18 protein-coding genes are annotated in these 26,730 nt (G+C 67.3%); 4 read left to right on the top strand and 14 right to left on the bottom strand.

The window, feature by feature from the left end; genetic code table 11:
- Positions 1–3 precede the first annotated feature (3 nt).
- The 5 genes from UUA_RS20300 to UUA_RS06575 form a co-directional block, all read right to left on the bottom strand.
- A complete protein-coding gene (locus UUA_RS20300; RefSeq protein ID WP_153022986.1) occupies positions 4–321 on the bottom strand; it encodes a hypothetical protein in 318 nt (105 codons plus the stop codon).
- Between the two features lie 67 nt (positions 322–388).
- Positions 389–808 (bottom strand): LTA synthase family protein, encoded by a 420-nt coding sequence (locus tag UUA_RS20295; RefSeq protein WP_425476883.1) that lies wholly within the window; start codon positions 806–808, stop codon positions 389–391.
- Positions 809–988: 180 nt separating this feature from the next.
- A complete protein-coding gene (locus tag UUA_RS06585) occupies positions 989–1,774 on the bottom strand; it encodes an acetoacetate decarboxylase family protein (protein WP_008435309.1) in 786 nt (261 codons plus the stop codon).
- Positions 1,771–3,159 (bottom strand): acyl-CoA dehydrogenase family protein, encoded by a 1,389-nt coding sequence (locus tag UUA_RS06580; RefSeq protein WP_008435308.1) that lies wholly within the window; start codon positions 3,157–3,159, stop codon positions 1,771–1,773. The genes UUA_RS06585 and UUA_RS06580 overlap by 4 nt, the downstream gene beginning before the upstream one ends.
- Complete coding sequence (locus UUA_RS06575) at positions 3,156–4,289, bottom strand: acyl-CoA dehydrogenase family protein (protein ID WP_039953663.1); 1,134 nt, start codon at positions 4,287–4,289, stop codon at positions 3,156–3,158. The genes UUA_RS06580 and UUA_RS06575 overlap by 4 nt, the downstream gene beginning before the upstream one ends.
- 412 nt (positions 4,290–4,701) lie before the next feature.
- Here UUA_RS06575 and UUA_RS06570 point away from each other — a divergent pair, with 412 nt between their 5' ends.
- The 3 genes from UUA_RS06570 to UUA_RS06560 all read left to right on the top strand — a co-directional run bounded on the left by UUA_RS06570 (position 4,702) and on the right by UUA_RS06560 (position 11,269).
- On the top strand, positions 4,702–5,307 hold the full coding sequence (locus UUA_RS06570; RefSeq protein WP_008435305.1) for a GNAT family N-acetyltransferase: 606 nt from the start codon (positions 4,702–4,704) through the stop codon (positions 5,305–5,307).
- A gap of 58 nt (positions 5,308–5,365) precedes the next feature.
- On the top strand, positions 5,366–9,034 hold the full coding sequence (gene mfd / locus UUA_RS06565) for a transcription-repair coupling factor (protein ID WP_008435303.1): 3,669 nt from the start codon (positions 5,366–5,368) through the stop codon (positions 9,032–9,034).
- Between the two features lie 492 nt (positions 9,035–9,526).
- Positions 9,527–11,269, top strand: a complete 1,743-nt coding sequence (locus UUA_RS06560; RefSeq protein WP_039953661.1) for a sensor domain-containing diguanylate cyclase — start codon at positions 9,527–9,529, stop codon at positions 11,267–11,269.
- Positions 11,270–11,305: 36 nt separating this feature from the next.
- Here the strand turns inward: UUA_RS06560 and UUA_RS06555 are convergent, their stop codons facing one another.
- From UUA_RS06555 to UUA_RS06535, 5 genes are all read right to left on the bottom strand, one after another.
- A complete protein-coding gene (locus UUA_RS06555; protein ID WP_039953671.1) occupies positions 11,306–13,576 on the bottom strand; it encodes a thiamine pyrophosphate-dependent enzyme in 2,271 nt (756 codons plus the stop codon).
- Between the two features lie 89 nt (positions 13,577–13,665).
- Positions 13,666–14,292 (bottom strand): glutathione S-transferase family protein, encoded by a 627-nt coding sequence (locus UUA_RS06550; RefSeq protein WP_008435299.1) that lies wholly within the window; start codon positions 14,290–14,292, stop codon positions 13,666–13,668.
- Entirely contained in the window at positions 14,289–14,771 is a 483-nt protein-coding gene (locus UUA_RS06545; protein ID WP_039953670.1) for a nucleotidyltransferase family protein, read from the bottom strand. Before UUA_RS06545 ends, UUA_RS06550 begins: the two co-directional genes overlap by 4 nt.
- Positions 14,768–15,310 (bottom strand): GNAT family N-acetyltransferase, encoded by a 543-nt coding sequence (locus UUA_RS06540; RefSeq protein WP_008435296.1) that lies wholly within the window; start codon positions 15,308–15,310, stop codon positions 14,768–14,770. Before UUA_RS06540 ends, UUA_RS06545 begins: the two co-directional genes overlap by 4 nt.
- Before the next feature lie 169 nt (positions 15,311–15,479).
- A complete protein-coding gene (locus UUA_RS06535; protein WP_008435293.1) occupies positions 15,480–16,649 on the bottom strand; it encodes an acyl-CoA dehydrogenase family protein in 1,170 nt (389 codons plus the stop codon).
- A 154-nt stretch (positions 16,650–16,803) separates the two neighbouring features.
- Between UUA_RS06535 and UUA_RS06530 the strand changes: the two genes are divergently transcribed.
- Positions 16,804–17,679 carry a DMT family transporter gene (locus tag UUA_RS06530; RefSeq protein ID WP_008435292.1) on the top strand — a complete coding sequence of 292 codons (876 nt, stop codon included), beginning with the start codon at positions 16,804–16,806 and terminating at the stop codon, positions 17,677–17,679.
- Between the two features lie 152 nt (positions 17,680–17,831).
- On the opposite strand, the gene UUA_RS06525 is transcribed toward UUA_RS06530, so the two are convergent.
- The 4 genes from UUA_RS06525 to UUA_RS06510 all read right to left on the bottom strand — a co-directional run bounded on the left by UUA_RS06525 (position 17,832) and on the right by UUA_RS06510 (position 26,445).
- Positions 17,832–19,511 (bottom strand): carboxylesterase/lipase family protein, encoded by a 1,680-nt coding sequence (locus tag UUA_RS06525; protein WP_155943245.1) that lies wholly within the window; start codon positions 19,509–19,511, stop codon positions 17,832–17,834.
- A 59-nt stretch (positions 19,512–19,570) separates the two neighbouring features.
- Positions 19,571–20,494 (bottom strand): 5'-nucleotidase, encoded by a 924-nt coding sequence (locus UUA_RS06520; RefSeq protein ID WP_008435289.1) that lies wholly within the window; start codon positions 20,492–20,494, stop codon positions 19,571–19,573.
- A 109-nt stretch (positions 20,495–20,603) separates the two neighbouring features.
- A complete protein-coding gene (locus tag UUA_RS06515; RefSeq protein ID WP_008435288.1) occupies positions 20,604–21,365 on the bottom strand; it encodes an NAD kinase in 762 nt (253 codons plus the stop codon).
- A 151-nt stretch (positions 21,366–21,516) separates the two neighbouring features.
- Complete coding sequence (locus UUA_RS06510; protein WP_008435287.1) at positions 21,517–26,445, bottom strand: NAD-glutamate dehydrogenase; 4,929 nt, start codon at positions 26,443–26,445, stop codon at positions 21,517–21,519.
- Positions 26,446–26,730: the final 285 nt, after the last annotated feature.

Genomic DNA, 26,730 nt, shown 5'->3' with positions numbered 1-26,730 from the left:
CGCCTACTGCGTGACCAACGTGATCACTGGCGCAGGCACCACAACTTTGCCCGTGGCTGCGACAGAGGCGGCGTCTGCCGATTCCTCGGCAGGTAGCGGCCGTACCAGCGTCGCATCCTCACTGCGGCGGGCCAGCCCGCCGTCCTTGAACAGGTTCGCTGCCACCTGGTAATAGGTGATCGCGCTATTGACCTGGGTCTGGTCGATCGACTCGACGGCGCTGGCATCACCCGTGGCGAAGTCGGGCCTGAACCGCTCCACCTTGCGCTGCGGTTCCAGCACGGTGAGCCTGCCGCCACGCAGGTAGCCGAGCTTTTTCATAGGTGGATGGGAACGCGCGCTCGCGGCGTGGCTCCAGCTTGAACACGTCGTAGCCGAAGAAGCGGCTTCAGTAGCTGAAATGCAGCAGGCTCAGCAGGGTGGGCGGGATGTCGATCTGGCTGCTCAGCCGGTTGACCTGCTGCGGCTTGAAGTGGGACGGCGCGTAGATCCACAGCGGGATGTGGCAGCGGTTGATCGGAATGCTGGCGTTGCCGGCGCTCGCCGCTTCGTGGTCAGCGGTGATCACGAATACGGTGTCCGCGAAGTACGGCTTGTCCTGCGCGCGCGTGATGAAGTCGGCAATCGACCAGTCGGTGTAGGCCACCGCACCCTGGCGCGAATGTTGCGGGAAATTCACGCGATCGGCCAGAAAAGTGAATGGTCGGTGGTTGCTGGTGGTTATGATGTGCAGGAAGAACGGTTTGCCTGCGGCGTGGATCTTGTCCATCTGGCCGAGCGCCAGCGTGTACAAGTCCTCGTCCGCCACGCCCCACACGTTCTCGTGGTGAGATGGTGGCGCTGGCCGGAATGTCCTTGCGGTCCGCCGCCGTGTAGCCGTCTCGCGGGTCCCGCAGGAACCGGCCGATTGCCGCGCGATGCTGCAGCAGGTCGCGCCGTTGCACGGTACGGTGCAGGGTCCGTGCTTTCACGCCACTGGCCATCACCGTCATGCAATCGCAGCCCCGGCATTCAGGCGCAACTGGAGCTTGTGGGTATGACTGACGAAGGCCGGCCTGGCTTGTTGCAGGCCCAGCGCCCGCAACCGTTGAGCCATGGGATGATCGCTGTCGGAGACCTTGAGCTGGATCGAGCCTGGAAGACAGATCCGGGCCCCGCCCCGGGTGTTGACCTGGGTGCGCAGCAGCTTGCCGTCATGCGTGGAGTACAGGACCAGATCAAGCAGCGGCCCCGGAATGCCCAGTCCGACTCGGCCTGCCAGCGTCACCATCGGTGTCTTGCTTTGCGGATCGACGACCGTGCCCGCGAAGTCCGGGCCTTTCAGGGAAAAGTCGATCTGGGTCACGAACTTGGGAAAGCCCCAGATCTCGCGCCCGGCAGAACAGGCCACCGCCGTGGTGACCGGCAGGTCAACCACATGGAAACCCACGTGTGGCTTGTCCATGCTGCCGAACAACGACAGCAGGGGAAACCCAGGCTGCGGCGTACCGCGTGGCGTGGCGGCAATCGCCACTCCCACCTCGTTGTAGGATCCGATCGCGGTGTGCCTGTACTCGTAGAACCCCATCGCGACCAGGGCCCTGCCACCAGCGAACCGGACCGCATTCAGCGCATGCGGTTCGAGCATGGCCCGAGCCTTGTCGTGATCCACCCAGAACATGGGAATCATGTTGGAGTTGTCGAAATACAGGATCGGCAGATCGACCTCCCCTTCACTGCATTGAAACTTCGTCATGGGGTACTGGAAAAACGGATCCTGCTGCCATGTCGTCATACTGAAACTCCCGGGCGCATCGAATGGGTATCGGGGTCCAACAACTGAGTCTGCCAGTCTTCCACCAGCGACAGGCGATTGATCTGATTCGTTCCCTCGAAGATTCGCGTCAGGCGGATATCGCGGAAGATCTTTTCGACGCGCTGCTCGTGCAGACCACCGTGATCGGCCATCAGATCCATCGCCATTTCGCACACGCGCTGCGCGCGATCGGTTGCGTGGAACTTGCAAAGCGCCGCATGCAATTGGCGGGGCCGCCAGGCATGCCGCGCCTCCTGCCAGATCAGGCTGCGCAGCGAGCGGGTTTCCGCCACCATGTCGGCCAGCAACAGCTGCACGTCCTGCGCGTCGATCAAGGGCCTCCCGCCAAGTTGGTACTGTTGGGCAAATTCAACCGCCGCTTCGGTGGCTGCGCGGGCCATCCCCAGCGCCATGGCGGACACCGGGATGCGCGAGGTATTCAAGGTGGCCCGGTTGATCGCCCAGCCATTGCGCAGGCCACCGATGATCCGGTCATGGGGCACGAACACGTTCGAGAATTCCAACTCCGCCGCACCGGAGGCGCGCATGCCCATCTTCAGTTCCGTGCGCACCAGCTTGAAGCCGGGTGCGTTGCAATCGACGTAGAAACAGGTCCACGAGGCCATGCCCTCGCCCTGCAACGCGGCAAACACCGTCACCGACTGCGCCAGATCGCCACCACTGATGAAGATCTTGCGCCCGTTCAGCAGATAGCCACCGTCCACGGGCGTGGACACTACGCCGGGCCGGTAGCTTTCCGCGCCATGACCGTCCTCCACGTCTGAACCGGCTCCCGGCTCGGTAATGGCGAAGGCAACCAGGTGCGGGTCCCCTGCCCGGCAGCGGCGATAGATGGGAGCGACGTACTTGAGAACCGTGCGGGGATTGCCGGACAGCAGCAAGGGCATCACGCCCAGGTGATGGGCCGAAAGCAACAGCGAAAGCCCGCCACAGACGCGACTGAACTCCTCGATCACCAGGCTGCTCTGCCAGACCGGTGCGTGACGCAGGGCCCGCCACGGCATGCTGCCGAGCGGCGCCGGCAGGAAATAACTCAGCCAGCCGTCTCGTCCGGCCTCGGCCAGCAACCGCTGCAACGACGGGGAACATTCGCCTGGCGGCAGGTGCGGGGCCAGATCCGCTTCGGCCGCAAGCGGACGCAGGTGCTGCTCGGCGAAATGACGTGCCCGGCGGCGTATTCGTGCCAGCGCGGCGGGCAGCCGCCGGGTGTCGGTTTCCCACAGGTCGGAAGCTGCATAGTCGGACATCATCCGCGCAGCCCAGGGGAACTGCGCGTACCGATGTCGCGGCGAAAGCGGGTGCGTGGCAGGCAGATGGCCCTGCAGGTGCGCCGGGTGGTTCATGCACTGGCTCCTTTCCATCCCGCCACGAACTGCCGTGCGTCGTGGATGCCGCCGGCTTGCAGGCGCAGCATGTTCTGGTCGCGCAGGATTTTTTCAACGCCGAGGTCACGCATGTAGCCGATGCCGCCGTGCACCTGGACCGCCTGGTTGGCCGCATGGCACAGGTGCTTGTGCACATCGATGCGACTGGCGGCCACGGCGCCCAGGTCCACCTCGTCCAGCGCAAGCCCGAAACTGCCCAGCGCCTGATCGACCCGCAGGCGCGCCGATTCGATGTCGGTGAGCAGCTGCTGCACGGCGGCATGCGCGGCGATGAGCTTGCCGCCTTGTCGGCGCACCGCGGCATAGTCCGTGGCCATGGTTTGTGCCCGGGCGAGCGCGCCGCCACCGATCGCCATCAGCCCGAGCATGTCCATTTTCAGCACCCTGGTGAACAAGGCACGCGGGTCGCCCGGTACGCTGACGATGGGTGCCGCCGAGGCCGGTGGTTCGCGCAGGCGGAACGCCGCCAACTCGTCAAACCCGTGTGCCCTGGCGCAATTCGTCACCTGCCAGTCGCTGCGGTTGACGCGCCGCCACGCGATCGTGTGCTGATCCCAGACCGGCAACAGCACGCTTTCCCAAGCCGCGGGCGCGTAAAGCACCGTGTCGTGTTCGCGGCGGTTCAGCCAGTCCGCCAGCAAGGCGGAATCCTCATCGGATGGCGGCTGCCCCGTCAGCCAGCGCGCCAAACTGGTGCGGGCCAGACCGAGGTGGCCGGTCGGCACGAGCGTGGCGGCCAGCGGCGCATCGGCGTTCAGCGGCAGCCGCAACTGGCGCGCCACATAAGCGGCCAGAGCGATGCGATGCCAGGCGAAGGCGACACCTGCATTCACCGCACCGAACTGGCCCAGCATGCGCAGACTCAGCAGCATCCCGGCTTTTTCGGCCGGTTGCTCCCACAGGCCATATCCCTCGGGATCTGCTGACAGCGACAATAAGCCCATGTCCCCGGCCTCAGCGCTCAGCTGCGCCAGAGTCACCCCATCCAGTGGATTTTCGGGATGCGCAACGGCAGCACCGATTCGGGCGAGGGCAAAACGCTCCACTTCACCAAGCAGGACGGGAAGGTCTTCCAGATCGATGGCCATGAGATCCCGAGGGGCACGTGACGCACTGGCGGTTGAACACCCGGATGCAACCATGATGCAGCCGTACTGGCCACTTTAACGGCTTTCGCGCAGGCAGCGCGAATGCAATCAATGATCGCGCACCGTGAGCACCAAAGACGCCCCCACGTACTGCGCGATTGCCTCGTCGTAATCGCCAGGCGTGACACCCAGATACCCGTGGACGGATGTTTTGGCGCATGTCGAGGCCCGATCGGCTGCACATCCCGCGGGCATGGCAGCATGCCCTTCTGCGATGCCTGCGACATTTCGTATCGCAGCATGAATCACGCGCCACAACGACAATTTAGCCTTGTATCTGCCGGGCGGATCCAACTACGTCATTGCAAATTCATGTTGCGTTGCACACAATACGCTAAAGTATGGAACCATCATGATTCCCATCGTCGACTTCTCCGCTCCCACCCGCTACGCCTCGCTGCCGCCGCGCGCCAACGAGCGCTTCGCGCGCCCGCGCGTGCAACCCTCGCCCCGCGGCGAGCAGGTTCGCACCGAGGACGGCCGCGAGCTGGTGCTGCGCGCGATCGAACCGGGCGACGTGGCGGCGATGCAGCGTTGCTTCCTTCGGTTGTCGCCGGAGGACATCCGCCGCCGCTTCCTGCATGCGATGTCCGAGCTGCCCGCCCCGATGGCGCAGCGGCTGTGCCGCATCGACCCCACCCAGGAGACCGCCTACGTGCTGATGGACGAATCCACCAGGCCGGCCGAGATGCGCGGCGTGGGCCGGATCTACGTGGACGAGGCCACCGACAGCGCCGAGTTCTCGGTGCTGGTGGAGCAGGACTGGAGCCGCCGCGGCCTCGGTGCGCTGCTGATGCAGCACCTGGTCGACGACTGCCGCCGCCGCGGCCTCGCCGAGCTGTGGGGCTACGTGCTGCTGGAGAACCGGCCGATGCTGGAACTGTGCAAGGAGCTGGGTTTCAGCCGGCGGATGATCCCGGACGAACCGGGCACCGCGCAGATCACGCTGAAGCTGTAGACCGCGGCCGGCCTCACCCAGCGGGCCCGGCCGGACCGCCGCGTTACACTTGTCGGCTATGTCCAGCCCGATCAAGCACCCGCCCCTTCCCACCACCCCGAAGCAGCGCCGCTACTGGACGCCGCCGCACGGCTCCGCCCGGGCGTTGCTGCTGGCCGAGGCGGCGCGCTCGCACGAGGGCCTGCTGGTGGTGGTGGCACGCGACACCCAGCGCGCGCAGGCGCTGGAAGCGGAGCTGAAGATCTTCGCCGGCGGCCTGCCCGTGCTGCATTTCCCCGACTGGGAAACCCTGCCCTACGACGCGTTCAGCCCGCACCCGGAGATCGTCTCGCAGCGCATCGCCACCTTGTACCGCTTGCCGGGCGTGAAGCGCGGCGTGCTGGTGGTGCCGGTGGCCACGTTGATGCAGCGCATCGCGCCGCGTTCGCACATCACCGGCTCGGGGCTGGTGCTGGCGAAGGGCCAGAAGCTCGACCTGGCCAGCGAGCAGCGCCGGCTGGAAGCCTCCGGCTACCGCCACGTGCCGCAGGTAGCCGAGCCGGGCGACTTCGCCGTACGCGGCGCGCTGCTGGACATCTTTCCGATGGGCACGGCCGAGCCGTACCGCATCGAGCTGTTCGACGACGAGGTGGAGTCGATCCGCAGCTTCGACCCCGAAACGCAGCGCTCGCAGCAGCCGGTGGACAAGGTCGAGCTGCTGCCCGCACGCGAGTTCCCGCTCACCGAAGAAGCGGCCAAGCTGTTCCGCGGCAACCTGCGTGAGCGCTTCCCGATCGACGTGCGCCGCTGCCCGCTGTACCAGGACATGAAGGAAGGCGTGACGCCCGGCGGCATCGAGTACTACCTGCCGTTGTTCTTCCCTGTGAAGAGTCCGCACATGGATGTGCGGGGTGTTGCGGAGGATCCGCATGCAGGTACGGCCACCTTGTTCGACTACCTCGCTGACGACGCGCTGTTCGTGCTCGGCGAGGGCGCCGGCGAAGCGGCCGACCAGTTCTGGGTGCAGACCGCCGAACGCTACGACCAGCGCGCGCACGACATCGAACGCCCGGTGCTGCCGCCGGCCGAGCTGTACCTGCCGCCGGAGAAATTGCGCGAACAACTCAACCGGCGCCTGCGCGTGGAAGTGGTCGACACCGGCCACGAGCATGCCGTCGACAGCGGCACCCAGCCGGCGCCCGAGCTGCCGCTCAATCGCAAGGGCGAGGAACCGGGCACGTCGCTGCGGCATTTCCTGGCCAGCTACCCGGGTCGCGTGCTGATCGCGGCGGACTCGGCGGGGCGGCGCGAGGCGCTGGTCGAGACGCTGGCGGCGGCGGGGTTGAAGCCGCAGAGCGTCGAAAGCTGGACTGACTTTCTCGATCAACCTTCCAGCCTCCCCGATCGTCATCCCGGCGAAGGCCGCGATCGCTCTTCGGCAGAAAGTCATGAGTCTGCGCTCAAAAGCGATTCCGGCCTTCGCCGGAATGACGAGCAAAAGAAGGGTGCCCAGCAGAGAGGTGATGGCGCGCAGGGGAACGGTGGCGAACCCATCAAGTTCGCCATCACCATCGCTCCGCTTGAGCAGGGCTTTGCGCTGACTAAACCTGTATTGACCGTGCTCACCGAGCGCGAACTGTATGGCGAGCGGGTGCGCAGCGAGCGCGAGCGCAAGCGGCGCCGCGGCGCCGCGCGCGATCCCGAGGCGATCATCCGCGACCTCACCGAGCTGACCTCCGGCGCGCCGATCGTGCACGTCGACCACGGCGTGGGCCGCTACCAGGGTCTGGTATCGATGGACGTGGGCGGCATGGACGGCGAGTTCCTGGTGATCGAGTACGCCAAGGGCGACAAGCTGTACGTGCCGGTGGCGCAGCTCGGCCTGGTCAGCCGCTACTCCGGCACCGCGCCGGAGCTGGCGCCGCTGCACTCGCTGGGCGGCGATGCGTGGGAACGCGCGCGCCGCAAGGCGGCCGAGAAGGTGCGCGACGTGGCCGCCGAGCTGCTGGCGATCTACGCGCAGCGGCAGGCGCGCGGCGGCGAGTCGATGCCGATCGATCGTCAACTGGTGGAGGAGTTCGGCAGCACCTTCCCGTTCGAGGAGACCCCCGATCAGGAAACCGCGATCGAGGCCGTGCTGGCCGACCTGGCCGCACCGCGCGCGATGGATCGGGTGATTTGCGGCGACGTCGGTTTCGGCAAGACCGAAGTTGCCTTGCGTGCGGCCTTCGCCACTGCCACCGCCGGCAAGCAGGTCGCCGTGCTGGTGCCGACCACCCTGCTCGCCCAACAGCACTACCGCAACTTTGCGGACAGGTTCGCCGACTGGCCGGTGCGGGTGGACGTGCTGTCGCGCTTCAAGTCCGCCAAGGAAGTGAACGAGGCGCTGAAGCGACTCGCCGACGGCCAGATCGACGTGATCGTGGGCACCCACAAGCTGCTGCAGCCGGACGTCAAGTTCAGGAACCTGGGCCTGGTCATCGTCGACGAGGAGCAGCGCTTCGGCGTGCGCCAGAAGGAGCAGCTGAAGAAGCTGCGCGCCGAGGTCGACCTGCTGACCATGACCGCCACGCCGATCCCGCGCACGCTGAACATGGCGATGAGCGGCCTGCGCGACCTGTCACTGATCGCCACCCCGCCGGAGCACCGCTCGGCGGTGCGCACCTTCATCTCGGCGTGGGACCCGGCGACGATCCGCGAGGCGCTGCAGCGCGAGCTGTCGCGCGGCGGCCAGGTGTATTTCCTGCACAACGAGGTGCAGAGCATCGAACGCACCGTGCGCGAGCTGGAGGAGCTGGTGCCGGACGCGCGCATCCGCATCGCCCACGGCCAGATGCCCGAGCGCGAGCTGGAACAGGTGATGGCGGATTTCCACCGGCAGCGTTTCAACGTGCTGGTGTGCACCACCATCATCGAAACCGGCATCGACATCCCCACCGCCAACACCATCATCATCGACCGCGCCGACCACTTCGGCCTGGCCCAGCTGCACCAGCTGCGCGGCCGCGTCGGCCGCTCGCACCACCGCGCGTATGCATATCTCATCGTGCCCGACCGCCGTTCGATCACCGCCGATGCGCAGAAACGGCTGGAAGCGCTGGCCTCGCTAGAGGAACTCGGGGCCGGCTTCACCCTGGCCACCCACGACCTGGAAATCCGCGGCGCCGGCGAGCTGCTCGGCGACGAGCAGTCCGGCCAGATCCAGGAGATCGGTTTCGGCCTGTACACCGAACTGCTGGATCGCGCGGTGCGTGCGCTGAAGTCAGGCAAGGTGCCGGACTTCGACCTGAGCAGCGAGCACGAGACCGAGGTGGAGCTGCACCTGCCCGCGCTGATCCCCGACGACTACCTGGCCGACGTGCATGCCCGGCTTACCCTGTACAAGCGCATCGCCAGCGCGCGCAGCGAAGACGAGTTGCGCGACCTGCAGGTGGAAATGATCGACCGCTTCGGCCTGCTGCCGGAGCCGACCAAACAGCTTTTTGCCGTGGCCAGCCTGAAGCTGATGGCCACCCCGCTCGGCATCCGCAAGCTCGATTTCGGCGCCAGCGGCGGCCGCATCGTGTTCCGCGAAAAACCCGAGATCAACCCGATGACCATCATCCAGCTGATCCAGCGCCAGCCGCGCGTATACAAGCTGGACGGCCAGGACAAGCTGAAGGTGGTCCTGGAACTACCCGGCGCCAGCGAGCGCATCCGCAGCGCGCAGGAACTGCTGGTGACGCTGGGCGCACGCCCGCCCGCGTGAGTCACGGCGCCGCCGCTCCCGCGGCTTGCCTGTCCGGCAATCGGTCCGGGGTCACGGACGTGCGACAGGAGCGCGCGACCCAGGCCTGGCTGATCGGCTTCGCGCCGGAAGGTCCATAGTCACCGGCCGCCGATAGCCTCGCTCCGCACCTGCACCCCGATGCCGCCACGGATGACCCTCCGCGTCCGGATTGAACCACTTCGGCCGCCGCTTGCCGGGTGCCAGCGTTCGATGGGCTCGCGAACGGCGCGTGATCTGGCTGCGCGCAGCGCCGTGGCACTGGCACGGCCCGTGCTTGACTCAGGGACGAAAGATGATGCACGTTCGGGAGTCGTCACCCGCGTCATGGCAGGTCACGGAGTGGGATCCGACGGGCAAGGAGAGGGGCGGCCCGGTGCCTGGAACAGGCCGGGGCGCAATGTCGCAGAGTGGCTGATACGCGCGCCATACACCTGCAGTCCTGCAAGATACTCGCACAGCGGGGAGAAGCAAATGGAGAGGCTGATCACAATGCCGACATCGATCCGCTCACGGCGATCATGGTGCGGCTTGGTGCTGGGCCTGTTCTGGTTCGGGCTGGGCGTGGCCCACGCCGCCACTCCGCTGAACGGTGCCTGGCGCGAGGCGTACGCTGGCGACACGCCGCAATCCGTGCTGCACGAATACCATGCCGGCTTGCTGAAGAGCTTCGATCCGTCCCTGCTGCAGCGTTTCCCGCAAAACAGCACCGGCAGCTGGGTGGTGATCGCGCCGCAGCCGCCCTGGGACAACACGGCGCGGGTGCTGACGATCTACCCGCCCACACTGGGCAAGGTCATCGCGTTCGGCGGCGATCAGTCGCAGACCCTGGCATTGGACGATTTCAGCGCATCGACCCACGGCCACGGCCGGCTGGCCTGGCAACTGCCCGGCAACCAGGCCGCGTCGGCACCGATCCTGCTGAAATTCGAACCGTCGCAGACGCTGAGCGCACCGGTACGCTTCCATCTGGAATCCTGGAACGAATACATCCGCGCCGATGCGCAGTGGCTGGTCTTCGCCAGTGCCTGTTTCGCGGTGATGCTGGCGATGGTATTGATGGCGCTGTGCTTCGCGCTGATGCTGCGCGACGTCACCTACGCGTGGTACGCCGGCTACGTGCTGTGCTATGCATTGATCCAGGGCGTCCAGACCGGCTTCGTGTTCCACCCGCTGGAATGGCAGTGGCTGTCAGGCAGCGCCTTGCTGGCCGGTTCGGCCGCCGTGGCGCTGTCGGTCGCGTTCGCGTCGCTGTTCATGATGCGGTTCTGCGAACTGCAGCGTTACGCGCCGCTGCTGCGGGTGCCGGTCACAGCCATGGCCGTCGGCATGATCCAACTGGTGCTGATGCGCTGCAGCCGGATCCCGTTGTTCGTGGAGGTGGCGCAGGTGCTGCTCAACCCGCTGCTGATGATCGGCGCGGTGCTGCTGCTGGTGGCGGCGATCGTTGCGGCGGCACGCGGTTCGCGCCAGGCGTGGTTCTTCCTGGCCGGCTGGACGCCGCTGCTGCTGCTCACCGCGTTGACCAGCGCCCAGGTCGGCGGCGCGCTGCCGCAGCTGGACTGGCTCAACGACGCCAGCCTGGCCGGCGGCGCGTTCGAGGCGGTGGTGCTGTCGATCGGCCTGGCCGACCGCGCGCTGCACCTGCGCCACGACCGCGACATCGTGCGGGTGCTGGCCGACCACGATGCACTCACCAACGTGTTCAACCGCCGCGCCTGGACCGAGCGGGCCAATACCCTGCTGTCCGACGGCCCGCCGCGGCCGCTCGCGCTGCTGTTCCTCGACCTGGACCATTTCAAGCTGCTGAACGACCGCCAGGGCCACAACGCCGGCGACCGCGCACTGGTCGCCGTGGCCAAGGCGCTGGCCACCGAGCTGCGTCCCGCCGACCTGCTCGGCCGCTACGGCGGCGAGGAGTTCGTGGCCCTGCTCGACGGCATCCCGACGCAACAGGCGGTGCAGGTGGCCACACGCCTGTGCCGGCGCGTGCATCGCCTGGAAATACCCGTCAGCGAGGAGTCGCTGCTGCTCACCGTCAGCATCGGCATCGCCATGCGCCGGGAAGGCGACGACCTGGAATCGCTGGTGGACCACGCCGACCAGGCCATGTACGACGCCAAGCTCGGCGGCCGCAACCGCGTCTGCCTGCACGCCGACAGCCTGGCACCGAGCGGCGGTCCACACCTGCATGTGGTGGAGAAGCGCGAGCGCTGAGCAGCTGTCCCGGAGCCGGCCCGCAGCCGGTCGCGGTCAGCCCGCGGCCAGCTCGCGCGCCGCCGCCACCACGTCGGCATCGCCTGGCAGCACCAGCAGCGCCGCGCCGGCCAGCGGGGTGAACGTGTCAGCGCCGACCACGCGCTTCAGCGGCTTGGCGCCGTAGCCACCCTCGACGATCGCGGTGATCACGCCCTCGCCCACGCCGGCACTCTTGCGCCCCTCGTCCAGCACCAGGATGCGCTTGGCGCTCGATGCCTGCGCCGCGATGAAAGCGTCGTTGAGCGGCGCCAGCCAGCGCAGGTCGACCACGCGCACCCGCCAGCCCAGTTCCTTTTCGATCGTGCGCGCGGCGCGCAGCGCCATCGGCACACCGTTGCCGAAGGTGAACACCACCAGGTCGTTCGCGGTCTCGTGGTAGATGCGGCCCTCGCCCAGCGTCATCGCCTGACTCGGTGCCGGATAGTCGAACTGCCACTGGCCGTCGCCCGCTTCGTACAGGTCCTTGGTCATGTACAGCGCGATCGGTTCGAGGAACGCGCAGACGCGGCCGTCCACCTTCGCCAGCGCCATCAGCGTGCGCAGCATCATCGCCGCGTCGTCGCCGCGGCTGGGGCAACCCACCACCAGGCCGGGAATGTCGCGCAGCGCGGTGATCGAGTTGTCGTTGTGGAAGTGGCCGCCGAAGCCCTTCTGGTAGCCCAGCGAGGCCACCCGCATCACCATCGGATTGCGGTACTGGCCGTTGGAGAAGAACTGCAGCGACGCTGCCTCGCCGCGGATCTGGTCGCAGGCGTTGTGGAAGTACGCCAGGTACTGGATCTCCGGGATCGGCAGCATGCCCATGTTGGCGTAGCCCTGGGCCAGGCCCAGAATCATCGTCTCGTCCAGCAGCGTGTTGAACACGCGGCTGCCCTTGAAGGTCTTGTTCAGCCCCTTGGTGACGGTGTACACGCCGCCCTTCTGGGCCACGTCCTCACCGAACAACAGCGCCTCGGGGTACTTCGCCAGCAGGTCGTGCAGCGCCTGGCCGATCTGGATCGCCAGGTGCCGCGGCGGCAGCTTCTCGGGCAGCTTGGCCTCACCGCCGAACACCGCCAGGCGTTTGTCGGCGTAGTCGGCACGCTCGGCCTCGGCCTTCACCGCGGCCGGCGTGTACGGCGCCAGCGGCTTCATGACATCGGCAAGCGAGGTCAGCCGCGGCCGTGAATCCGCGTCCTCGGCGGCGGCGAAGCAGCGCTTGCGGGTGGCCTCGTACAGGCCCAGCAGCGCGTCCTTCGAATACAGGCCGGACTCCAGCGCGATACCGGCCGAGCGCAGCAGCGGGTCGGAGCACTCGACCGCGAAGAGTTCCTCGATGCTGCGCCACTCGATCTCGAAGTCGGTGCCGGCATGGCCCATCACGCGGGTGGTCTTCAAATGCAGGAAGGTCGGCCGGCGCGTCATGCGGCAATGCTCCACCGCACGCTGCACCTGGGCGTAGCCTTCGGCGAGATCCAGGCCGTCTGCGAAGAAATAATCGAGGTTGGCGCGATGCTGGTAGTTGGCCGCGACCCAGCCGGTTGGCGTCTTCACCGAGATGCCGATGCCGTTGTCCTCGCACACGAACAGCACCGGCGCCGGCAGTTTCTGGTAGGCCGTCCACGCCGCGGCATTGAACGCGGTCTGCGCGGTGGCGTGGTTGCTGGAGGCGTCGCCGAACGAGCAGATCGCGATGCTGTCGTCGGGGATCGGCAGCGTGTGGCCGATGCGCCGCGCCTGCTCGATCGCCACCGCGGTGCCCAGCGCCTTGGGCAGGTGCGAGGCGATCGTCGAGGTCTGCGGCAGCACCCACAACGGCTTGCTGCCCCACACCTTGTGGCGGCCGCCGGAAGCCGGGTCGTCCTTGCTGGCGGCGAAGGACAGCGCCGAATCCATCACCGGGTCCATGCCCGGGATCTTGCGGAAACGCTCGGCCATGAAACCGCCGGAGCGGTAATGCAGAAACGCCGGATCAGTGTGGCGCGTGAGGCGCGCCACCATCGCGTTGCCCTCGTGGCCGGATGATCCGATGGTGTAGAACACCTTGTTCTGCACGCGCAGCACGCGCGCCATCAGGTCGAGGTGGCGCGAGATCAGCTGCGACTCCAGCAGCTCGCGGAAACCGCGCGCGTCCAGCGAACTGCCCGGCAGCACCGTCTCGCCGTCGCGCGGCGCGATGCGCACCTCGCCCTGCCACAGCTGCACGAACTCGATGAAGTTCTGGTCGACGACTTCGGCACGGTTGAAGCCCTTGTGGCGGGCGCTGAGGGTGAACGGAATGGACATGGCGGTCATCGGCAAGGTGGTGAAAGGTTCTGTGCAGGAGCCCGCTTGCGGGCGATGCCTTTGAAGGTTATCGCCGCGCGAGCGGGTTCCTACGACGGTAGATGCTGCATCGGGGTGTGGCCGGGTTGTGCCCGCACGCGATCGAGCCACGCGCGGATGTTGGGGAACACGGACAGCTCGAAACCGCCGTCGCCGGCGCAGTGGGTATACGCGTACAGCGCGATGTCGGCGATGCCGTAGCGCTCGCCGACGAACCAGTCGCGCCCGGCCAGGTGCTGCTCCATCACGCCGAGTACCTGCGTGCCCTTCTGCAGCAGCGCGGGCAGCTCGGCCTGGCGCGGGTGGTCGGCCGGCAACCAGCCGCGGATGAAGCGCGCCACCGCGATGCATGGCTCGTGGCTGTATTGCTCGAAGAACAGCCACTGCAGCGTCTGCGCGCGCAGCCATGCATCCTCGGGCCCGGATCCATTCGGCCAATAGGCGCTGCCTTCGGCGAGGTAGCACAGGATGGCGTCGGACTCGGCCAGCCGGCGGCCGTCCTCCAGTTTCAGCAGCGGCACCTTGCCGTTCGGATTCATCGCCAGGTAGTCCGGTGTGCGCGTCGCACCATGCGCGCTGTCCACGTCGACCCAGCGATAGTCGCGGCCCAGCTGGTCCAGCAGCAGCTGCAGCTTGTAGCAGTTGCCGGAGGCGCGCATGCCGTAGATGGTGATCATGGCCGTTCCCCGCCCAATTGTTTCAGCAGCGCCGCACGTTGCAGGTCCTTGGGACGGCCGAAGCTTTCGCAAAGCCGGATCTGCTCTTCGACCGACGGCACCGGCACCGCCAAGCCGTTCACCCCGGCCAGCACGAGCTTTCCCGGCAGCACCGGCTGCCAGCGGTCATCGGCATGAAGCTCGAGCGCCCCCATCACCTCGACCGGCGCGCCGGGGAAATGGAAGCGGGCGAAGTGCGAACGGAACCGATCGGCATCCGGCGGCGTGAACGCGGGCTCGCGCCACTGTGCCCAATGCGCCATCAACACCTCGGCGTCGGCACGCGAGGTCAGCACGTCCAGGTCCGCGGCGCTGGTCTGCGCGCCGAGTAGCGGCGCCGCGGCGCTGCCGATCAGGCACCATGGATCGACGCAATGCACGTGCAGGTCGGGCACGATCTCGGCCAGGGTGGCGTACAGCGCGGGCGAGAGGTGGCTCATGCGCGGCGCCGACGCCACTGCTCGCGCGTCTGCGCCCAGATTTCGGTGGGGGAATCCTCGTACGGCGCGGGCAACTTGCCGGGGCCGCGGCAAGTCGAGCCGAGCCGCTGCGCCAGCGCCTGCGAGGCGTGGTTGTCCGGGTGGATCGAATGGATCATCTCGCTCCAGCCCAGCTGATCGAACGTCCAGTCGATCGCCGCGACGCAGCCTTCCAGCGCGTAGCCGTTGCCCCAGGCAGCACGCGCCAGACCCCAACCCACCTCGGTACCGGGCCAGTCGACCGGATGCCACGGCCCGAGCCGGCCGACCCATTGGCCGCTGCTCTTCTCGATCACCGAAAACATCGCGAAACCCTGGATCGACCACGCCCCGGCCAGCGACAGGAAACCGCGCCAGGCGGCAGCACGCGCCTGCTGCCCGCCGATGAAGCGGGCGGCCTCGGCGTCGGCCATGTTGGCCGCGTAGGCGTTGAAATCCTCCGCCCGGGGCGGACGCAGGATCAGCCGATCGGTTTCGATGCGGATGTCGGGAACGTGCAAAGCCTCGTCTCCTGGAAGCCCCTCTCCCGTCGGCGACCAAAGGAAGTCCCCTTGCGGGAGAGAGGGGTTGGGGGTGAGGGTGCGAAACTTGCGCGATGAGTGGCCGCGCGCTCCGCCCGCACCCTGATCCATCGCTGCGTTGACCTTCCCCTTACGGAGAAGGTCAACGCTAGAACGCGTTGATGCCGGTCAACTCGCGGCCCACCACCAGCTCGTGCACGGTCTCGGTGCCCTCGTAGGTGATCACCGATTCGAGGTTCAACGCGTGGCGGATCGCGCCGTGCTCGGTGGTGATGCCGGCGCCGCCGAGGATGTCGCGGCACTGGCGCGCGATGTCGATCGCCATGCGGCAGTTGTTCCACTTGGCCAGCGAGACCTGGGTCGGCTGCATCTTGCCGGCGTCCTTCAGCCGACCGAGTTGCAGCGACAGCAGCTGTGCGGTGGTGATGCGCCGGGCCATGTCGGCGAGCTTCAGCTGGATCGCCTGGTTCGAGGCCAGCGGGCGGCCGAACAGGATGCGCTCGGCGGTGTAGTCGAGCACTTCCTTGAGGCACGCCTGCGCCGCGCCGATCGGCCCCCAGGTGATGCCATAGCGCGCCTGGGTGAGGCAGCCCAGCGGACCCTTCAGGCCCTTCACGTTGGGCAGGCGATTGGCTTCCGGCACGCGCACGTTGTCGAAGAACAGCGCGCTGGTGACCGAGGCGCGCAGGCTCATCTTCTTGTGGATTTCCTGCGCCTTGAAGCCGGCGCTGTCGGTCGGCACGATGAAGCCCTGGATACCATCGTCGGTCTGCGCCCAGACGATCGCGATGTGCGCCAGGTTGCCGTTGGTGATCCACATCTTGGCGCCGTTGATGACCCAGTCGGCGCCGTCCTTCTTCGCGTGGGTCTTCATGTTGGCCGGATCGGAGCCGCCGTGAGGCTCGGTCAGTCCGAAGCAGCCGATGATCTCGCCCGCCGCCATCTTTGGCAGGTAGTGCAGCTTCTGCTCTTCCGTGCCATAGGCGTAGATCGGGTACATGCACAGCGAGCTCTGCACCGAGGCGAAGCTGCGCAGGCCCGAATCTCCGCGCTCCAGCTCCTGGCAGATCAGGCCGTAGCTCACGCCATTCATGCCCGCGCAGCCGTACTTCTCCGGAATGGTGGCGCCGAGCAGGCCGAGGCTGGCGATCTCGGGCACCAGTTCCTTGGGGAAGCGGGCCTGGTCAAAGCAGTCGCCGATGATCGGCAACACGCGCTCGTCGACGAAGCGGCCGACGGTGTCCTGCACCATGCGCTCCTCGTCGGTGAGCAGCGAGCGGACGTCGTACAGGTCGAGCGGATTCAGACGGACAGCCATGGAAGCTCCGGAGAGGGGGCGTAAAACCGGTATTGTAGCGCGGCCCATGCCGCTGCACAGGCCGGCTGCGCCCGGCTTGGGCCGGCCGGACTGTTGCGGTTGGCGCCCGGCCCGGCCGCCGTTCCCGTCCCATCCCACATCCCCCCGGAAATCCATGTTCAAAGGTGTCCTGCTCGGCTTCATGGCTTTTGCCGCCTTCGCCATCAGCGATGCGTTCGTGAAATCGCTGCGCGGCTCGCTGCCGGCCTACGAAGCGGTGTTCTTCGGTGCCGCGCTGGGCCTGAGTGCGCTGCCCTTCATCAAGGGCGCCGGTGACCGCTGGCGCGACGTGGTGCTGGCGCAGCGCCCGGGCCTGTGGCTGGTGCGCGCCGGCGCCAGCGCGGTAGGCAGCATCGCGGCGGTGATCGCCTTCACCGCGCTGCCAATGGCCGAGGCGTTCGTGCTGATCTTCCTGCTGCCGATCTTCGTCACCATCCTGTCGGTGCTGGTGCTGAAGGAGCATGTCGGCTGGCGCCGCTGGTCGGCCGTGGTGGCCGGCTTCGTCGGCGTGCTGGTGGTGCTACGGCCCGGTTTTCGCGTGCTCGGCATCGGCCACCTGGCAGCCACCGTGTGCGGACTCTCCGGCGCCGTCTCGATGATCGCGCTGCGCCTGTCCGGCGCGCACGAGAAGCGCGTGACCCTGTACGGCGCCGGCATGATCGGCTCGATGCTGGTCGCCGGAATGATGATGCTGGCCAGCTTCCGCTGGCCGGATCCGGCCCAGTGGGGCCTGCTGCTCGGCTACGGCCTGCTCGCCGCGCTCGGCGCCGTGCTGCTGATGCTGGCCACGCAGAAAGCGCCCGCCAACCACGTCGCGCCGACCCAGTACAGCCAGATGCTGTGGGCCGTGCTGTTCGGCTACGTGCTTTTCGACGATCCACTGGACTGGCCGATGGCGATCGGCATCGCGATCATCCTCGGCGCCGGCCTGTTCACCTTCGTGCGCGAGGAGAAGGTGACGCGCTGGTGGAAGCGGATCCGGATGATCTAGGCGCCCCTCACAGCTGCACCCGATTACCGGCAGCAACCGCATCCACGACTGCGCGACGCGCCCGCCGCGCCGGAAGTGCCACTGGACGCCGAAGACCGGTGCGGGTGCACAATCCGGAGGGCCGGCAAAGGGCGCTCCGCCCGCTCGGCCATCTAGGTCGCGCGGCTCGCTATGCGGCGTCGCGTGCGCCTCCCCAGCGCGACCAGTGCAGCCAGCAACAGCAGCACGGCACCGGCGATCATGCCGCGGTAATGTTCCTGCAGGAAGCGCGCCGTGCCATAGATCCGATCGAGACGCCGCAAGGTGGTCGTGTCGCCGAAGGCCGTTTGCGTTATGCGCTCGGCCAGTTGCATGGTCTGCTGCGTTTTTGGTTCAAACGCCGGCCACTCAGGCAGGCCTGGCCCATTGGGGTTGCCCGTCTTAGCAAAGTTGGTCCAGTAAGCGATCATCGTGTCGGATAACTGGCGGTCCGCCGCCGACCATGCCAGCGACTGCAGGTCCAGGTGTCCGAATACGTACGGCATTTCCATGCCATGTCCCGCGCCCCAGCCGAAGTAGCGGTCACCCGGCCGATACGGCGGAACCTGCACAAACTCATACAGGAAAACCCGGGCACGACCCGCACTCGAAACAAGCCGTGCCCACGTCCACATGTCCCAGCGAAAACGCATGTCGCGATGGAACATGGCGGCTGCGTTCCGCGCCGTCTCGTCGGTATCGCCCGGATCGGGCGCAGCGAGCCTGACCAGCAGATTCGGGAAACTGCGCTCCAACTCGCGCCGGAAATTTTCGCGCGTGATGGTCTGCCCGGCGATGAAGCCCGAGCCCTCGTCGCGGTTGAACCCGACAAGCAGCGGCACGTCCTGCTGTCGACCCGCGCGATACACATCGTACGGCGGCTCAGGCAACGCATGGCCATCCACGATGAGATGCGGATCGAAGCCGATCTGCAACAGTTGATCGGCGGGCATGCGGCGCAGCGCCTCGATGGAGTCACCGCGGGCGCGTCTCGCAAAACGCAGACCCGCCTGTTCCGCTCCGCGCAGCATGAAGTCATCGGACAGGCTCATCGGTTCGAACAGACCGCCGCTCTCGGCAATGGCGCGCTGGAATAACCCTCGCGCGAGCGGCGATGTGGTCAGTGCGCTGATCGAAATGGCCCCCGACGACTGGCCGAATACGGTTACCCGCGATGGATCACCACCGAATGCCGCAATATTCCGTTGCACCCACCGCAAGGCAGTAATCTGGTCGAGCAGGCCGTAGTTGCCGGAGCTGTGGTACGGCGATTCGCGGCTCAATTCCGGGTGCGCGAGGAAACCGAACACGCCAAGGCGGTAATTCAGCGTCACCACGATCACACCTTTCCGCGCCAGTCGGTCACCCGCGTACAGCGGCGTCGACGAGGAACCGTTCTCCAGGCCGCCACCGTAGATCCACACCATCACCGGCAGCTTGCCAGCCGCAGGATCGGCCGGGCGCCACAGGTTGAGATACAGACAATCTTCGCTGGTCGGCTCTGCCGCCGCATCGGGTGGATAGGTGCCGCTCTGCATGCACACCGGCGCGAATCGATCTGCCTGCCGGACGCCCGGCCAGGGCTCGGCTGGCTCCGGGGCACGCCAGCGCAGCTCACCGACAGGTGGCCTGGCGAATGGCACCCCCTTGTAGACGAGCACATCGTGCTCGGCCACGCCCTCCAACATGCCCGTATCGAGGCGTACCAATCCCACTTGTGCACACGCCGTCGTTGCCCACAGCAACATGACACCCGCAAATATCCACGTCGCCAGATGCCGCATACGCCGGCGCCTCCCCAGCAAAGCCATCATCCCTGCCCCCTTGGATACCCACGTATGTCCGTCGGAACAGCTCCGCGCCCGCGCCGATGCTAGTGATTGCTCACGCCGTGCGGCACGTGCCCGGTGGCCACGTGCTTGCGCGCTGACTCCACGTTGGCCAGCGAGTCGTCGAAGAAGATGTCCGCGCCGAACGCGTCGAGGAACGGACCCTTGTCGCGGCCGCCGAGGAACAGCGCCTCGTCGATACGCACGCCCCAGCGACGCAGGGTGAGGATCACCCGCTTGTGCGCGGGGGCGGAACGGGCGGTGACCAGCGCGGTGCGGATCGGCGAGTCCTCCGCGGGGAACGCGGTCTGCAGGTGGTGCAGCGCGGTGAGGAAGCCGCGGAATGGACCGACCGATAGCGGCTCGGCAGCATGCTCGGTCTCGTTGCGGTGGAAGGCCTCCAGGCCTTCCTCGCGCGAGACGCGCTCGCCCTCGTCGCCGAAGATCACGGCGTCGCCGTCGAAGGCGATGCGCAACTGCTCGCTCATGCGCGGTGGCGCAACGCTGGGCAGGATGGTGGCCGCCGCCACGCCGGCAGCCAGCGCGCGGCCGACGTCTTCGGCGTTGGCCGAGAGGAACAGGTCGGCCCGGAACGGCGCAATGTAATCGGAGGTGGGCGCGCCGCTGGTGAACGCGGCGCGGCTGATCTCCAGGCCGTAGTGCTGGATCGCGTTGAAGATGCGCAGCCCAGTGTCGCCGGAGTTGCGCGACAGCAGGATCACCTCGACCGGCGGCACGTCACCGGCCAGCTTGTTCAGCCCGAGCAACTTCTGCACCAACGGAAAGGCCACGCCAGGCTGCAGGATCTCGTCCTCGTGCTCGATCTGGAACGAGCGGTAGGCATCGAGGCCCTCGCGTTCGAACAGCGCATGGCTGTCGCCGAGGTCGAACAGCGCGCGCGAGGAAATCGCCACCACGAGGCGGTTGTCGGTGGAGGAGACGGGATCGTGGGCGGTTGGCTGGTTCATGCCGCGAATCTACCGCATCGGGCGGGCGAGCGGAGAGGGTGAAAGGCTAGAGACGGCGGGCTCAGGCTTTTCTCCCACCTCCCGCCTTTCTCCACGCGTTTCTGCTCGTTCATTCCGCGGCGAACTGCTCGTCGAGGATGCGCTGCTCCAGGTTGTGCTCGGGGTCGAACAGCAGCCGCACGCCCTGCCCGCCGGACTGGCGGATCGCCACCGTGCGCACGTCGCGCACCTCGTGGAAATCGGCGGTGGCGCTGACCGGGCGCTTGCCTGGATCGAGCACGCGCAGCGTCACCTGGGTGCGGTGCGGCAGGATCGCACCGCGCCAGCGGCGCGGGCGGAACGGGCTGATCGGGGTAAGCGCCAGCACATTGGCGTCCAGCGGCAGGATCGGGCCATGCGCGGACAGGTTGTAGGCAGTCGAGCCGGCCGGCGTAGCCACCATGATGCCGTCGCAGATCAGGTTCGGCAGCTTCACCGTATCGTTGAGCTGCACCTCCAGGTGTGCGGCCTGGTTGCTCTGGCGCAGCAGCGAGACTTCGTTGAACGCCAGCGCGACGTGATGGTTGCCGGCCGCGTCGACGACCGCCATCTGCAGCGGAAACAGCGAGGCCGTGTGTGCGCGCGCGACCCGCTCCGGCAGGCCGTCAAGCCGGTGCTTGTTCATCAGGAAGCCGACCCGGCCCAGCTTCATGCCATATACCGGCACGTCCAGCGCGTGGTACGCGTGCAGGGTGCGCAACATGAAGCCGTCACCGCCCAGCGCCACGATCAGCTCGGCGTGCTCCGGCGGCACGTTGCCATAGCGCTCCACCAGTTTGCGCCACGCCTGCTGGGCGACACTGACCTCACTGGCGACAAAGGCAATGCGCATGGGGAGGGGCCGGGAATAGGGAGTAGGGAATAGAGAGTCGGAAGAGCTGTCATGCGTGCTCTTCCGATCATCCCGGCAAGATACGCGACAAATCAAGCCTGCGCGCCGCCGCCTATACCATTCCCTATTTCCTGTTCCCTATTCCCAGCTCTCAGACCACCGGCACCTGCGCCAGCTGGGCCAGCCGGCGCACCGCGACCGAGGCGATCGGGTAGTCCGCGTTCTGGGTGAGGATTTCCGCCAGCATGCTGCGGGTGTACTGCAAGGTGGCGTCGTCGCGCTGCAGCCACGCCTGCACCGGCGAGACATCCTTGCTGCCGCCGCCGAGGTTCAGCACCTGCAGCGACAGCGCCCGGTGCTGGTGGTTGAGCTCGTCCAGCAGCGAGCCGCGGGCCTGTGCATGCCAGTGGCCTTCCACCGGCAGCGCCTCGATCTGGTCGCGCAGCCATTCCAGGTCCAGCGCCTCGCCCAGCTCGTAGAACACGCTGGCGACCTTCTCGATCGGCTGGCCGCTCTGCTGGCTCACCTCGACCATGTCTAGCGCGGCGCGCAGCTCCGGCATGCGGGCCATCCGCAACGCCAGCTCCACCGGCAGGCCCAGGCCTTCCCACTTCTCGTGGCTGGAGGAGAAATCGCCCTTGCCGGTCGCCGTGAGCACGCCGGGCAAGGCCTTGCGCAGGGCCGATACACCGGTTTGGTAGCGCTCGACGTTGGCGGCGATGTCCAGCGAGCCGCCGGGGCGGTTCAGCAGCCAGCGCGTCATGTGCCGCAGCAGCGACCAGATCTGCTTGATCGCGTCGATCTGGGTGTCCTCGGCTACCCTGGCGTCCAGCGCCTCGATCTCGGCCCACAGCTCGCGCGCCTCGAGGATCTCGCGCGCCGCGGTGTACGCCTTGGCGATCGCCGCCGGGCCCTGCCCGGTGTCTTCCTGCATGCGCATCATGAAGGTGGCGCCCATGCGGTTGATCGTCGAGTTGGTCACCGCGGTGGCGATGATTTCGCGCTTCAACCGGTGGCGCTGCATGTGCGCGGCGTACTTCTCGTGCAGCGGCAGCGGGAAGTAGCGCACCAGTTCCTTCGACAGATAGGGGTCCTCCGGCACGTCCGAGTCCAGCAGCTGCTGGAACAGGCGGATCTTGTCGTAGGACAGCAGCACCGCCAGCTCCGGCCGGGTCAGCCCCAAGCCGCGGCTCTTGCGCTCGGTCAGCTCGGCCTCGCCGGGCAGGTTCTCCACCTGGCGGTCGAGCGTGCCTTCGGCCTCCAGCGTGCGGATGAAGTGCGCCATCGAGCCGATGCGGTGCACCGACTGCTGCTCCATCAGGGTGATCGCCTGGTTCTGCCGGTAGTTGTCCCACAGCACCAGCTGGGCCACCTCGTCGGTCATCGCGGCGAGCTGGGTGTTGCGCGCGTCGAAGCTGAGCTCGCCGCGCTGCACCGCGTCGTTCAGCAGGATCTTGATGTTCACCTCGTGGTCGGAGGTGTCCACGCCGGCGGAGTTGTCGATGAAGTCGGTGTTCAGCAGCACGCCATGCTGCGCCGCCTCGATGCGGCCCTTCTGGGTCATGCCCAGGTTGCCGCCCTCGCCGATGATCTTCGCGCGCACGTCGGCGCCGTTGATGCGCAGCGCGTTGTTGGCGCGGTCGCTAACCTCGGCGTGCGTTTCGCCGGACGACTTGATGTAGGTGCCGATGCCGCCGTTGAAGATCAGGTCCACCGGCGCCTTCAGGATCGCGCTGAGCAGGTCGCTCGGCGCCAGCTGCTCGACCTCGGGCTTGAGCCCCAGCACCGCGCGCATCTCCGGCGACAGCGGGATCGACTTGGCGCTGCGCGGGTAGACGCCGCCGCCGGCGGAGATCAGCGACTTGTCGTAGTCGTCCCAGCTCGAGCGCGGCACGTCGAACATGCGCTTGCGCTCGACGAACGAGCGGGCCGCATCCGGGTTCGGATCGAGAAACACGTGGCGATGGTCGAACGCGGCCACCAGCAGGGTGTGCTCGGACAGCAGCATGCCGTTGCCGAACACGTCGCCGGACATGTCGCCGATGCCCACGCAGGTGAAGTCCTGTGTCTGGCAATCGCGGCCGAGCGCGCGGAAATGACGCTTCACCGACTCCCACGCACCGCGGGCGGTGATGCCCATGCCCTTGTGGTCGTAGCCGTGCGAGCCGCCTGAGGCGAACGCGTCGCCGAGCCAGTAGTTGTGCTCGATCGAGATCGCGTTGGCGATGTCGGAGAACTTGGCGGTGCCCTTGTCGGCGGCCACCACCAGGTAGGGGTCGTCCGCGTCGTGGCGCACCACGTCGTGCGGATGCACCACCTTGCCGTCGACCAGGTTGTCGGTGACGTCGAGCAGGCCGTTGATGAACAGGCGGTAGCAGGCGATGCCCTCGGCCAGTACCGCGTCGCGATCGCTGGCGGCCGGGGACTTCTTGACGAAGAAGCCGCCCTTGGAACCGACCGGCACGATCACCGTGTTCTTCACCATCTGCGCCTTGACCAGGCCCAGCACCTCGGTGCGGAAATCCTCGCGGCGATCGGACCAGCGCAGGCCGCCGCGCGCCACCGGGCCGAAGCGCAGGTGGACACCCTCGACGCGCGGCGCGCACACCCAGATCTCGCGGTACGGTACCGGCTTGGGCAGGCCAGGCACGGCATGCGAGTCGAGCTTGTAGCTGATGTAGTCGCGGTACGCGCCGTCCCACTGCTGGAAGAAGCTGGTGCGCAAGGTGGCGCGGATCAGCTTCACGAAGCCGCGCAGGATACGGTCCTCATCGAGGCTGGCCACGTTCTCCAGCAGGATGCCTACCGCGCTCTCCACCGCCTGGATCTGCTCGTCGCGCGGCTTCGACAGCGACGCGGCCAGCTCGCCGATCAGGCCCGGCTGCGCGGCCTGTACGCTGGCCGGGATCAGCGCCAGCATCTCGGCAGCAAGCGTCGCGACGGCGGCCTGCAACTCGTCGGCGGAAAGCGTCTCGCGGCGCGGATCGAACTTGGCCAGGAACAGCTCCACCAGCAGCCCGGCGATCGCGGGATAGCGGTTCAGCGTTTCCTCCATGTACGACTGAGAGAAGGTGGCGCCGGTCTGCAGCAGGTACTTGCAGTAGCCGCGCAGCATCGCCACCTGACGCCAGCTCAGCTTGGCGCCGAGCACCAGCCGGTTGAAGCCGTCGTTCTCGGCGTTGCCGCGCCAGATCTGCTCGAACGCGTCCTCGAACAGCGCGCCGACCTGCTCCACCCCGAAGGTGAGCTTGCCGACCGGCTGCACCTCGAAATCCTGGATCGACAGCGAAGCCTCGCCGGAAACCTCGTAGACATGCTCGGTGAGCACGCGCAGGCCGAGGTTCTCCAGCTGCGGCAGCACTTCGGACAGCGCGATGTCGCCGCCGGAGCGGTACACCTTGAAGCGCAGCGTCTCGGGAGCCTTCGGCGGGTGGTAGAACGACATCCGCAGCGCGTTGTCACCGACCAGCTGCGAGAGCTGGTACACGTCCTCGGCGGCCACCGCGGGGCTGACGTCCTCGATGTAGCCGGCCGGCAGCGCGCGTGTGTAGCGATTGGCCAGCACCACGCCCCCGTGCTCGCCGCGCAGGCGCACCAGCGCGTCGCGCACCTCGTCGTGCCAGTTGCGCACGATGCTGGTCACCCCCTGCTCCAGCTCGGCCAGGTCGTAGGACGGTTGGTCGCCGATCTTCGGCCGCAGCACGATGGTCAGCCGCGCCAGCGCGGCCTCGCCCATCTGCACCGAGGAATCGCTCTGCTCGGCGTGCAGCGCCGTGCGCAGCAGCGACTCGATGCGCTCGCGCACGGAGGTGTTGAAGCGGTCGCGCGGCACGAACACCATGCAGGTGAAGAAACGGCCGTAGCGGTCGCGGCGCATGAACAGCCGCGTGCGCGCGCGCTGGCGCAGTTCGAGGATGCCCATCGCAGTGGCGAACAACTCGTCCTCGGTGCTCTGGAACAGTTCCTCGCGCGGCAGGGTTTCCAGGATGTGACGCAGCGACTTGCCGGAGTACGAATCGCGCTTGAGGCCGGAGCGCGCCAGCACCGCTTCCGCCTTGTGCCGCACCAGCGGCACGTCCTGCGGGCGGGCCATGTAGGCATTGGAAGAGAACAGGCCGAGGAAGCGCTGCTCGGCCACCGCACGGCCGTCGGCACCGAACTGCAGCACGCCGATGTAATCCATGTAGCCGGTGCGGTGCACGTGCGAGCGCGCGTTGGTCTTGGTCAGGATGATCGCGTCGATGGCACCCGACTGCGGCAGCTCGCTGGCGGCCAGCGTGCTCAGCGAGCGCGGCGCCATCGAGCGTTCGTTGCTGCGCAGGATGCCCAGGCCGGACGATTCGACCGCCCGCAGCACGCGATCGCCGTCGGCGTCGGCGACTTCGTATTCGCGGTAGCCGAGGAAGGTGAAGTTGTCGGCGGCGATCCAGCGCATGAACTCGCTGGCTTCCTGCACCGAGGCGGCATCCAGCGGCAGCTTGCGCTGCGGCAGCTCGTTGGCCACCGCCAGCGCCTTGTCGCGCATCGCCGACCAGTCGCCCACCGCGGCGCGCACGTCTTCCAGCGCGGCGGCAACCTGCCCTTCCAGTTGCGCCTGTTCGGCGGCATCGGCAACCCGGTCGATCTCGAAATGCATCAGCGATTCGGCGCCGCCGGCGGCGCCGCCAAGGCCAAGCAGCTTGCCGGAAGCGTCGCGCACCACCTTCAGCACCGGGTGGATCACCGCATGGATCTGCAGCTTCGCCGAGACGACCATGCTGACCGTGTCGACCAGGAACGGCATGTCGTCGGTGACGATCTGCAGCAGGCTGCGGCCGGCCTGCACGTCCGCCGGACTGAGCACACGCACGCAGGCCTCGCCTTCACGACGCTTCTGCATGAAGTCCAGCAAGCTGCCGACCAGCGCCGCCCATTGCACCGGTGTGTGCAGATGCGCGTCGCCGCCCCCGATGCGTGCAAAGAAAGCCTCGCAGAAAACCTGCGCCTCATTCAGGCGCTCGGGCGAAAAACCGCCCTTTTTCAGCTCGGCGAATACTACTGACGAAAGGGAAGGGTCGTTCGCTGCAGGGGTCGCATTCATGGCATCTTCTGATTGATGGAGACGATGATGGGTGTGGCGGGTATAAAGCCTTGGAAGGATACGCCGCGAGACAAGGCGAATCCAGCCGCGCACCCCCGTCGCGACCATGCACGCGCGCATGGTTCCGCGCCCGGCGCGGGGGATGTCCGCGGTGCCTCGAAGTGCATCGCGGCAATCGGCGCGCCACGAAAAACTGCATCGCTCGGCAAGCCCGCGTGATGACTCCGGCAGGGGCTGGTCAGCCCGCTTGCTCCAGCACGTGTCCAGACCGTCATGCCCCTGTCA

The sequence above is a fragment of the Rhodanobacter thiooxydans LCS2 genome (assembly GCF_000264375.1).
GTDB lineage: Bacteria > Pseudomonadota > Gammaproteobacteria > Xanthomonadales > Rhodanobacteraceae > Rhodanobacter > Rhodanobacter thiooxydans.
This window is presented reverse-complemented; position numbering and strand designations above follow the sequence as displayed.